This window comes from Bacillus sp. USDA818B3_A (assembly GCF_009928415.1).
Lineage (GTDB): Bacteria > Bacillota > Bacilli > Bacillales > Cytobacillaceae > Neobacillus.
Genome location: NZ_JAABNN010000034.1, coordinates 23,153 through 34,140, shown reverse-complemented (window position 1 = coordinate 34,140; position 10,988 = coordinate 23,153). Strand labels below are relative to the sequence as shown.

9 protein-coding genes are annotated in these 10,988 nt (G+C 38.4%); 2 read left to right on the top strand and 7 right to left on the bottom strand.

The features are described from left to right. Window positions 1-277: 277 nt before the first annotated feature. From gyrA to dnaA, 7 genes are all read right to left on the bottom strand, one after another. Window positions 278-2,800, bottom strand: coding sequence for a DNA gyrase subunit A (gyrA, locus tag GXK58_RS25690; RefSeq protein ID WP_160726014.1), 2,523 nt, complete (start codon window positions 2,798-2,800; stop codon window positions 278-280). Between the two features lie 85 nt (window positions 2,801-2,885). Continuing rightward, the gene (gene gyrB / locus GXK58_RS25685; protein ID WP_160726013.1) at window positions 2,886-4,814 is read right to left on the bottom strand and encodes a DNA topoisomerase (ATP-hydrolyzing) subunit B; all 1,929 of its coding nucleotides are present in this window, start codon (window positions 4,812-4,814) and stop codon (window positions 2,886-2,888) included. A 62-nt stretch (window positions 4,815-4,876) separates the two neighbouring features. Next, window positions 4,877-5,125, bottom strand: coding sequence for an extracellular matrix regulator RemB (remB, locus tag GXK58_RS25680; protein ID WP_160726012.1), 249 nt, complete (start codon window positions 5,123-5,125; stop codon window positions 4,877-4,879). A 9-nt stretch (window positions 5,126-5,134) separates the two neighbouring features. Next, window positions 5,135-6,253 (bottom strand): DNA replication/repair protein RecF, encoded by a 1,119-nt coding sequence (gene recF / locus GXK58_RS25675; protein ID WP_160726011.1) that lies wholly within the window; start codon window positions 6,251-6,253, stop codon window positions 5,135-5,137. An 18-nt stretch (window positions 6,254-6,271) separates the two neighbouring features. After that, window positions 6,272-6,487: a S4 domain-containing protein YaaA gene (gene yaaA, locus GXK58_RS25670; RefSeq protein ID WP_098530203.1), complete on the bottom strand. Its 216-nt coding sequence runs from the start codon at window positions 6,485-6,487 to the stop codon at window positions 6,272-6,274. A gap of 189 nt (window positions 6,488-6,676) precedes the next feature. Beyond that, entirely contained in the window at window positions 6,677-7,813 is a 1,137-nt protein-coding gene (gene dnaN / locus GXK58_RS25665; RefSeq protein WP_160726010.1) for a DNA polymerase III subunit beta, read from the bottom strand. Window positions 7,814-8,043: 230 nt separating this feature from the next. Beyond that, window positions 8,044-9,390: a chromosomal replication initiator protein DnaA gene (gene dnaA / locus GXK58_RS25660; protein ID WP_160726009.1), complete on the bottom strand. Its 1,347-nt coding sequence runs from the start codon at window positions 9,388-9,390 to the stop codon at window positions 8,044-8,046. A gap of 759 nt (window positions 9,391-10,149) precedes the next feature. Between dnaA and rpmH the strand changes: the two genes are divergently transcribed. Continuing rightward, window positions 10,150-10,284, top strand: coding sequence for a 50S ribosomal protein L34 (gene rpmH / locus GXK58_RS25655; protein ID WP_063255153.1), 135 nt, complete (start codon window positions 10,150-10,152; stop codon window positions 10,282-10,284). A 201-nt stretch (window positions 10,285-10,485) separates the two neighbouring features. Further along, window positions 10,486-10,830 (top strand): ribonuclease P protein component, encoded by a 345-nt coding sequence (rnpA, locus tag GXK58_RS25650; RefSeq protein ID WP_160726008.1) that lies wholly within the window; start codon window positions 10,486-10,488, stop codon window positions 10,828-10,830. Window positions 10,831-10,988: the final 158 nt, after the last annotated feature.

The following is a 10,988-nucleotide window of genomic DNA, read 5'->3' as shown; positions in this document are numbered from 1 at the left end:
GATCAAACTCTCCAAGAAAGTTGATTAGCTCATTTTGTTACGTTGGCTTCATTTCCTAAGAAATGAATAGTTATTGTTTGTTGACGTTTTTGTTTGTTTAGTTTTCAAAGAACGACCATCGCCCCGAAGCGACTTAATTAATATACCACCTCTAAATGAATAAATCAACAATATATTAAAAGTTTTTTTAATTATTTTTATAGCCGGAGATTCATTAAATACCCATTTGATTTTTGTGCACAAAAAAAAGGAGCATTTGCATGCCCCTTTTTTTCACTTATTCTTCATCTATCGGAAGATTATTATCTTCACCTTGATCAAGGATTTCTTCTTCTAGTTCATTTTCTTCACCTTGCTCAGGTTCTTCTTCTTTTTCAACCTTCGCAACTGTTGCAACAAACTCATCTTCACTTTCTTTTAGGCTAATGAGTTTAACACCTTGTGTATTTCGTCCCATCTGGGAAATTTCCGCAACATCAGTTCGAATCAAGACTCCGCCTGTTGTAATCAGCATGAGGTCTTCTTCACCTGTTACAGCTCTCACTGAAACTAAATCACCATTTTTCTCCGTGACATGGCAAGTTTTTATTCCTTTACCGCCACGGCCTTGAATACGGTATTCTGATGCAGGTGTACGTTTTCCATAACCATTTTTCGTCACAATCAATACGTCGTTATCTTCTTCTAATACTTCCATTCCGACAACTTCATCATTCGAATCCAAGGTGATTCCTTTAACCCCGGTAGCAGTACGTCCCATGGATCGTACATCCGTTTCAGGGAAGTGGATGAGCATACCCTTTTTCGTCCCAATAATGATATGTTTGTTTCCATCAGTCAGACGCACGGAGATTAATTCATCACCTTCGCGCAGACTTAAGGCAATTAACCCATTATTACGAATATGGGCAAAGGATGACAGTGGAGAGCGCTTAGAGATTCCTTCTTTTGTTGTAAAGAATAAGAACCAATCGTCCACAAATTCCTCTACAGGGATTATGGCATTTACCCATTCACCTTTTTCTATCCCTAAAAGGTTTATAATTGGAATTCCTTTAGCTGTTCTGCTGAACTCAGGAATTTCATACCCCTTAGATCGATAGACTTTTCCTTTGTTGGTAAAGAATAAAATGGTATCGTGTGTAGAGGTTGTAATTAGCTGCTCTACAAAGTCATCTTCATTTGTTCCCATTCCTTGGATACCACGCCCACCCCGTCTTTGTGCACGATAAGTAGATACTGGGAGACGCTTAATATATCCATTATGGGTAAGGGAAATAACAATATTTTCTTGAGGAATCAGGTCTTCATCTTCAATATTTTCAATTCCACCCATAACAATATCCGTGCGGCGCTTATCATTAAAGCGTTCCTTAATTTCTAATAATTCTTCACGGATAATATCTAGAATTTTCTCTTCATCTGCTAAAATTGCTTTTAGTTCCGCGATAAGCTTCATTAAACTTTGGAACTCTTCCTCAATTTTTTCTCTTTCTAAACCTGTTAAACGCTGCAAGCGCATATCAAGAATTGCCTGAGCCTGTTTTTCAGAAAGATTAAATTCAGTCATTAAACCTTCACGGGCAATATCAGTTGTACGTGAGTTACGGATTAAGGTAATCACCGCATCTAAATTATCCAGTGCAATTCTTAACCCTTCTAAAATATGGGCACGTGCTTCTGCTTTATTTAGCTCAAACTGTGTTCTACGGCGTATAACCACTCTTTGATGGTCTAAATAATAGACTAAGCATTGTTTTAGGCTTAATACCTTCGGCTGACCATTTACAAGTGCCAATGTATTAATACCAAAACTTGTTTGAAGTGCTGTTTGTTTGTATAAGTTATTCAAAAGGACATTCGCATTTGCATCTTTCCGAACCTCGATGACAATACGCATTCCTTTTCTGTCTGATTCATCTCTTAAGTCGGTAATGCCCTCAATTTTTTTATCACGAGCTAATTCAGCAATTTTTTCAACCAGTCTCGCTTTATTGACTTGATAAGGGATCTCTGTAACAATGATTACTTCTTTACCGTTAGATTTCTGTTCAATTTCCACCTTAGCACGAACAGTAATTGATCCCCGGCCCGTTTCATAGGCTTTTCTGATCCCACTGCGGCCAATGATCATACCACCTGTTGGAAAATCGGGTCCTGGGATAATTTCCATTAATTCTTGTGTAGAGATCTCCGGATTGTGGCTTACCGCCAATACTCCATCAATAACTTCTCCCAATTGATGGGGAGGTATGTTTGTTGCCATACCTACGGCAATACCGGTTGTCCCATTTACAAGCAGGTTAGGAAAACGCGCTGGCAAGACTACCGGCTCTCTTTCCTCACCATCATAGTTATCCTGATAATCAATGGTATCTTTGTTGATATCCCGAAGGAGCTCCATTGAAATTTTGGACATCCTCGATTCTGTATAACGCATAGCAGCTGCTGCATCCCCGTCAACTGAACCAAAATTCCCGTGGCCATCGACAAGCATGTAACGATAGTTAAAATCTTGCGCCATCCTAACCATCGTTTCATAAACAGCAGAGTCACCGTGCGGGTGATATTTACCGATTACATCCCCAACTATACGGGCAGACTTTTTATATGGTTTATCTGCATGAATACCGAGGTCATGCATCGCATATAAAATCCGGCGATGAACTGGTTTTAACCCATCCCGGACATCTGGAAGGGCACGCGAAACAATAACACTCATCGCATAGTCAAGGAAAGAAGTTTTCATTTCCTGACTAATATTAATCTCTTGTACTCTAGAACTTGGTGTTTCAGCCATATTTGGTACCTCCTATTGGATCACCCATCTAAAAAAAGAAAAAGGAGGATAGCGGTCACCCTCTACCCCTAATTCCATCTTTAGTTTAAATATCTAAATTTTTAACATATTGAGCATTTTCTTCAATAAAGATCCTGCGTGGTTCTACCTTTTCACCCATTAACATATCAAAGGTTTCATCCGCCTCAATCGCATCTTCAAGACTTACCTGAAGCATGGTTCGAGTGGATGGGTCCATTGTTGTATCCCATAATTGTTCAGGATTCATCTCTCCCAAACCTTTATAACGCTGAATATTCGGTCTAGGTGTTGCTGGGAGTTCCGCAAAAATCTTTTCCAACTCTTTCTCGTTATAGGCATATTCAATCCGCTTACCTTGCTGGACCTTATAAAGAGGCGGCTGGGCAATATAAACGTATCCCGCTTCTAAAATCTTGCGCATATAGCGATAAAAGAAAGTTAAGAGCAGGGTGCGTATATGGGCACCGTCGACATCAGCATCTGTCATGATTACTACTTTATGATAACGGGCTTTGGCAATATCAAAATCTTCGCCAATCCCGGTTCCAATGGCTGTAATCATGGCCCGAACTTCATTGTTAGAAAGAATCTTATCAAGTCGTGCCTTTTCAACATTCAGGATTTTACCGCGCAGCGGCAAGATCGCCTGGAAATGACGGTCACGCCCTTGCTTTGCTGACCCGCCTGCCGAGTCACCCTCAACGATATATAATTCACTTTCTGCAGGATCTTTTGAAGAACAGTCAGCTAGTTTACCAGGTAAACTAGATACCTCAAGTGCACTTTTCCGTCTAGTTAACTCTCTAGCCTTTTTAGCAGCAAGTCTTGCACGTGCAGCCATTAAGCCTTTCTCGACAATCTTCCTGGCAATCGTTGGATTTTCCAACAAGAATTTATCAAAGGTCGCTGCAAAAACCGCATCAGTAATTGTTCTAACCTCTGAATTTCCAAGTTTAGTCTTTGTCTGTCCTTCAAACTGTGGATCAGGATGTTTAATCGAAACAATTGCGGTTAATCCTTCCCTAACATCCTCACCAGAAAGATTCGTATCATTTTCTTTGATCAAACCATTTTTTCTGGCATAATCATTGATTACTCTTGTTAAAGCCGTCTTGAAGCCTGATTCATGCGTTCCACCTTCATAAGTGTGGATATTATTTGCGAAAGAGTAAATGTTATCTGTATAGCCCTCGTTATATTGGAGTGCAACTTCTACACTGATGCCATCACGCTCTCCTTCCATGTAGATCGGCTCTTCATGAATGACTTCTTTCGTACGGTTTAAATGTTCAACATATGACTTGATACCACCTTCATAGTGGTATTCATTCCGTTTATTTTCAACACGTTTATCCTCAATAGTAATTTTAATGCCTCTGTTAAGGAATGCCAGTTCACGTAAACGGGTCGCAAGAATATCATACTCATAGACTAATGTTTCAGTAAAAATTTCCCCATCTGGTTTAAAATGTGTAGTTGTTCCAGTTTGATCAGTAGTTCCGATTACTTCAAGTTCAGTAACTACATGGCCGCGTTCAAATTTAATGAAATGGATTTTACCATCCCGATGAACGAATACTTCAAGTTCAGTCGATAAAGCATTTACAACCGACGCGCCGACCCCATGAAGTCCACCAGAGACCTTATAGCCTCCGCCGCCAAATTTCCCGCCGGCATGAAGTACGGTCATAATAACTTCAACAGCTGGCCTGCCCATTTTTTCCTGAATATCAACTGGGATTCCACGGCCATTATCTTTCACTGTGATGCTGTTATCTTCCTCAATGAAGACATTAATTTCATCACAATAGCCTGCAAGTGCCTCATCAATACTATTGTCCACTATTTCCCAAACAAGATGATGGAGACCCTTTCCACTTGTTGAACCAATGTACATACCTGGACGTTTCCGAACCGCCTCAAGTCCTTCAAGGACCTGAATTTGGTCCGCACCATATGAACCTTCTACTGCTGTTTTTTGTTCCAAACTCATACTTGTTCACCTGCACCTTCTGACAAAAAATATCACTATAAAAATTTAAATAAAAATGATTATTACAATTCGTGTATATTCATTTGATTTGAACGTTTTTTTAATGTTCCTGAAGCAATGGGGGATAAGTAAATCTTCTCATGCGTAATAATGACTGATTTATAGGGGTTTTTAGACAAGTTAACTACTCTGTCAGTTTGCCGGTTTAAAAATTCCTCTACCAATGGTGATTGAAGGGCACTTTCTTTATCTAATATCGAAACGATATCCTTTGCCCTGATATTTAAATCTTCCCCGATGTGAATATACATGGCCCCACCTCAATTTACCTTCTTTATGCTGCCCGCCTCGACAATATAAGTGGAGGCATCTTTTAATGTTTGATGATCGATTCCTTCCACACTTGTCGTTGTTACAAACGTTTGAACTTTCCCTTGAATGGTATTAAGTAAATGGGATTGCCTGTAATCATCTAATTCGGATAAAACATCATCAAGCAAAAGAATGGGATATTCTCCAATTTCACTATGAATCAACTCAATTTCGGCAAGTTTAACAGATAGGGCCGTTGTCCGTTGCTGCCCTTGGGAGCCAAAGGTTTGAACATCCCTGCCATTAACGAAAAACAATAAGTCGTCACGATGGGGACCAAACAAAGTAGTGCCTCGTTCCATTTCCCTCGCTTTCACCTTGGCAAACTTTTCCTGAAAGCTTTCTATCATTTTCGACAAATCTTGTTCTTCTAATACCTCTACTGATGGTTTATAGATAATTTCAAGGGTTTCTAGGCCTCTTGATATTCCTTGATGAATAGGTTTAGCCCAATTTTCGAGTAATTTAAGGAATTCAAATCTCTTTTTCACCACTTTTACAGCCATTTCAATAAACTGCTCTGTTAAGACCTCGAGCATGGTGGGGTCGCTTTGTTTTTTGATTTGCATCATCTTTAAGTAATGATTGCGCTGTTGAAGTATTTTTTGATACTGACTCATATCATGTAAATAAATTGGCGAGACCTGGCCAATTTCCATATCAATAAATCGTCTTCGCACCTGGGGGCTGCCTTTAACAATATTTAAATCCTCCGGTGCAAACATGACTACATTTAAATTTCCAACATATTGACTTAATTTTTGCTGCTCAATATGGTTGACCTTTGCCTTCTTACCTTTTTTGGAGATGACTAGCTGTAAGGGGAGGGAGCTGTGAAGTTTTTGAACCCTACCCTCTATTTTAGCATAATCTTGGTCCCAGCGAATAAGTTCTTTATCATTTGAAGTCCGATGGGATTTCGCCATGGCTAAGACATAAATGGATTCCATGACATTGGTTTTACCTTGGGCATTTTCACCCAGAATGACATTCACTTTATTTTCAAACTCGACAAATAACTCATCATAGTTTCGATAGTCTTTTAATGATAATTTTTCTATATACATGGTAACAACATCCTTTAGCTACTCGCTAATCACAAATTCCCCAAAGCCAGCTATCTGGACTTTGTCACCAACACGAAGCTTTCTTCCCCGTCTTTGGTCTTGTTCACCATTGATGAATATTTCATGTTCACTTAAAAACCATTTCGCCATACCGCCAGTTTGGATTACATCCGCCAGTTTTAAAAATTGACCTAATGTAATATATTCGGTATCCAATTTAATTTTTTCAGGCATCATTTCATCCTCATTTCTAAAAATGGTTCCAATACTTTATTTTACTAAAAAAATTTGCCAGACACAAAGGAAACTCAAAAAAAAATATCAAAGATCCATATAAATGGTTTTTAAACTCCTTCTCTGAGGCAGTCTTTTAACAAAAAGAAAACCACCAGTGATATGGTGGCATATAGTTTGTCAGCAGGATTAATAGGTCCTTACTGGCAGGATCAGCTGCAAAATGGTTTCATCATGTAATGGGCGAATAACAAACGGCCGCATCGCACCGGTAAAGCTAACTTTAATTTCGGTGCCTTCTAATGCCTTAAGGGCGTCCATCATATATTTTGCGCTAAATGAAATTTTTAACTCTTCGCCATCAATAGACTGGCTTTGAATTTCTTCAACGACTTTCCCGATCTCCGGTGTATTCGATGAAATTTCAATCGTTCCTCCCTCAATGGTGGACAATTTAACAACATTATTTCTTCCTTCACGGGCCAAGAGGGATGCCCGATCAATAGCCTGTAAAAATTCTTTTGTGTTAACAGTTACGTCCGTTTTACTCTCATCCGGAATCAATCTGGAAGTATCAGGATAGTTCCCTTCTAACAATCTTGAGAAGAACAATAAGTGTTTGGCCTTAAAAAGAATTTGATTTTCAGTAATAACAATATCAATTAATTCATTAGAGTCATCAATAATTTTACTTAGTTCATTTAAGCTCTTTCCTGGAATAACAACATTATACGTTTCATTATTCTCCGTTTCGATCTTTGCTTTTCTTAGTGCCAGACGGTGACTATCTGTTGCAATACAGGTTAGTTCCTCGTTTTCAATCCGCCAGTTGACACCTGTCAAGATGGGGCGTGTTTCTGAGGTGGACACCGCAAAGTGGGTTTGACGAATCATCGCTTTTAATAAATCGGTTGCTATATGAAATTTATTGTTTTCTTCAATTTGCGGAAGGTGTGGATATTCCTCTGCATCAAGGCCGTTTAAGTTGAACTCGGATTTCCCAGAGCGAATCACTGTTTGTAAAGATCCTAAAACCTCTATTTCTACTGAATCGGTAGGGAGTTTTTTTACAATTTCACTGAAAAATTTAGCTTGGAGGACAATTGCACCTGGTTGTTTTATTTCAACAATTTCATTCCCAGCATCCTCTTTGGGAATAAATGACTCAATTGAAATATCTGAATCACTTCCTGTTAAGGTAACTCCCTCAGTTGTCGCTGTAATCTTGATTCCTGTTAAAATTGGTATGGTCGTTCTAGATGTGACAGCCTTCATTACATCTTGAACACTTTGAACTAAGCGGTCCCGCTGGATGATAAATTTCATGGCATGTAATCCTCCAATGAATACATATTTTTTATTGCACATACATATAATATATTTTTTAAAAAAGTAATAGAAGTACTAGTAGGGCCTGTTAGTATGTGGATAACTGGAATTATCAATAGAAACACAGCCTATCCACATGTGGACAGACTGTTTATAAATCCTAGAAAGTTATTCACAGTTTTAACAAAAAAATAAAAGGAACTATCAATAAAGATCGATCCTAACATTTATATTTTTAATAACTCGTGCAGCTCTTTCATCTGCTTTTGTAAAGTTGAATCTGTCTGCAGGAGTTTTGATATTTTTTCATGCGCATGAATGACGGTTGTATGATCACGGCCCCCAAATTCCTCTCCTATTTTTGGAAGGGAGTAGTCTGTTAATTCCCGCGATAAATACATCGCTATTTGACGAGGGAAAGCAACAGATTTTGTCCGCTTTTTTGCCTTAAAATCATCTAGTTTAATACTATAATGCTCCCCAACAACCTTCTGGATTTCATGAATGGTTATCACCTTAGGTTTAGAACTTGGGATGATATCCTTTAATGCTTCTGCCGCAAGATCAGCATTTATATCTTTATTAATTAAAGAAGAGTAGGCGACCACACGGATGAGTGCCCCCTCAAGTTCACGGATGTTTGAATCAATTTGATTGGCAATATACAGCATGACTTCATTAGGGATATCTAACCCTTCCGCCTTAGCCTTTTTGCGGAGGATGGCTATCCTGGTCTCTAAGTCCGGGGGAGTGATATCTGTAATCAAACCCCACTCAAACCGTGAACGCAGCCGGTCCTCAAGCGTTGGAATTTCTCTTGGAGGACGGTCACTTGAGATGATAATTTGTTTACTTTCTTCATGCAGGGCATTAAAAGTATGGAAAAATTCTTCCTGGGTTGATTCTTTTCCGGCCAAAAACTGAATATCATCTATAAGTAAAATATCGACATTTCGATATTTGTTGCGGAAACTCTCAGCCTTATTGTCACGAATGGAGTTAATGAACTCATTCGTGAATTTTTCTGATGATAAATAAACTACTTTAGCATTTGGATTATGGTCTAAAACATAATGGCCAATGGCATGCATTAAGTGCGTTTTCCCAAGACCGACACCACCATAGATAAATAAGGGGTTATAGGCCTTAGCAGGCGCTTCAGCTACTGCAAGCGATGCAGCATGAGCAAAACGGTTGCCCGAGCCAATAACGAACGTATCAAATGTGTACTTTTGATTTAAGATGCCCTGCGGGAAATCGGCATGGTCATCATCCTTTTTTACCTTTTTAGGCGGCAGCTGGACATCGTTTTCAGCTTCATTTTGGTTTTGCGGAATGATAAATTTCACAGATAACTCTTCTCCGGTAATTTCATAGAGAATCCCTGAGATTAACTGCGAGTAACGCTCTTCAAGCCAGTCGCGTGCAAATTCATTTGGAGCTGTAATGACTAGCAGATTACCTTGAAGGGAATGGGCCTTTGTAGACTTTAGCCAGGTATCAAAGCTAGGCTTGCTTATCTTTTTCTCAATATTGGCCAGAGCTGTATTCCAAAGATCCGCAATGTTTTCCAACAAGTATCCCTCCTTCTTAATTTTTTTTAAGACTATACTGACACACTCTAATTACTGTCTAACTCCTAATTAAAACTTCAACGGAAATAAATAATTATCTCGGGTCTTTTTCATGAAAATTAAGTTTTATACCGGCAGTACATCCTATTAATTTATAAATATACAATTAAGTGATTGTGGAAAAATATATAATAAGGAAATAAAGTGGAGTTTCGACAATATCCACCGCTTGTGGACAAGTTTTTACAGAGCCTTAGGATAAACTATCCACATGTTATCCACAATTTGTGGATAACACAATATCTGAGATAAAGTTATTCAGAGTGAAAACACAAATATAATAACAAATAATTGCAATGGGTGCAATGCTTTTTCATAGTTTATCCACAACGGTCACATTGTGTGTATAAAAATTGTCCACAAGGAAATAGTTTGTGTAAAACCTGTCAATATCATGTGTGGATAATAAAAAATATGTCGAAATTTTATCCACAGGCAGATAGTTAGTACGAAAATGGACAGAATAAGCTTTTTAATAGGGTGTTGTCAGGAGGTCTCTTTTCGGCAGCAAATTAAATAAGTATCTATTGTTTTATGGATAGAGTTTCTGACAATGAAAGATACTATAACCGAAAAATATTGGTAATTAGGAATAATCTTTAGAGAGTTGTTGACAATTACAAGTGGACGTCTTTATAATAAGTAGGACTGTCAAATGAGTTTTAAACTTGATAGCTATTCCTCAGGGAGGTGTCATATATGAAAAGAACATATCAACCAAATAAACGTAAACATAGTAAAGTTCACGGATTCCGCAGTCGTATGAGCTCAGCAAACGGACGTAAGGTTCTTGCTCGCCGTCGTCAAAAAGGAAGAAAAGTATTATCAGCTTAGACCACTGAAACGTCTCAGTGGTCTTTTTTTCAATTATAGTGGAAGCGCTATTAGGGGAAAGCGGAAGCACCTTGCCTTGACCAGGGGTGTAAGGCTGCAGTCGGGCCTTCTTGTTGGATTGACTGCAAGTCCCTGGGCGCTGAAGCTGGACAATTCTCAGGAGCTTATACTTTTTTAAACTTAGTTAAAGGAGTTTTTTTTATGAAAAAAGAATTCCGTATAAAGAAGAATAACGATTTTCAAGCGGCATTTAAGAAGGGCCGTTCCTTTGCCAATCGGCAATTTGTCGTCTATTCATTAGAAAAAGAGGAACAAGACTTTTTCCGTATCGGTCTATCTGTAAGTAAGAAACTTGGAAATGCGGTAACAAGAAATAGAATCAAAAGATATGTCAGACAATCGATCTTAGAATTACAAGAACAATTAGCTGCAGGAAATGACTATGTCATCATTGCCCGAAAACCTGCTGCAGAAATGGACTTTTTTGAAGTGAAGAAAAGTCTAACCCATGTGCTTAAGGTCGGCAAAGTATTAAGGAAAAACTAAATTTTTTCAAAAAACAGTAAAAATAACCAGAACAATAAAGACTCCGCTTTGGAAAAATGCTAAAATGAGAGCGATAGTATAGAGTTTGAACTAGTCCGGTTGAAATGGCCGAATTAGTGTAAAAGAAAGTATTACATATGAAACATTAACTATCTATA

Excerpts from the sequence above, each read along its gene's own strand:
- rpmH (WP_063255153.1), top strand. The coding sequence starts at position 10,150 with ATGAAAAGAACATATCAACCAAATAAACGTAAACATAGTAAAGTTCAC.
- yaaA (WP_098530203.1), bottom strand. The coding sequence starts at position 6,487 with ATGCCTGAAAAAATTAAATTGGATACCGAATATATTACATTAGGTCAA.
- recF (WP_160726011.1), bottom strand. The coding sequence starts at position 6,253 with ATGTATATAGAAAAATTATCATTAAAAGACTATCGAAACTATGATGAG.
- gyrA (WP_160726014.1), bottom strand. The coding sequence starts at position 2,800 with ATGGCTGAAACACCAAGTTCTAGAGTACAAGAGATTAATATTAGTCAG.
- dnaN (WP_160726010.1), bottom strand. The coding sequence starts at position 7,813 with ATGAAATTTATCATCCAGCGGGACCGCTTAGTTCAAAGTGTTCAAGAT.
- gyrB (WP_160726013.1), bottom strand. The coding sequence starts at position 4,814 with ATGAGTTTGGAACAAAAAACAGCAGTAGAAGGTTCATATGGTGCGGAC.
- remB (WP_160726012.1), bottom strand. The coding sequence starts at position 5,125 with ATGTATATTCACATCGGGGAAGATTTAAATATCAGGGCAAAGGATATC.
- rnpA (WP_160726008.1), top strand. The coding sequence starts at position 10,486 with ATGAAAAAAGAATTCCGTATAAAGAAGAATAACGATTTTCAAGCGGCA.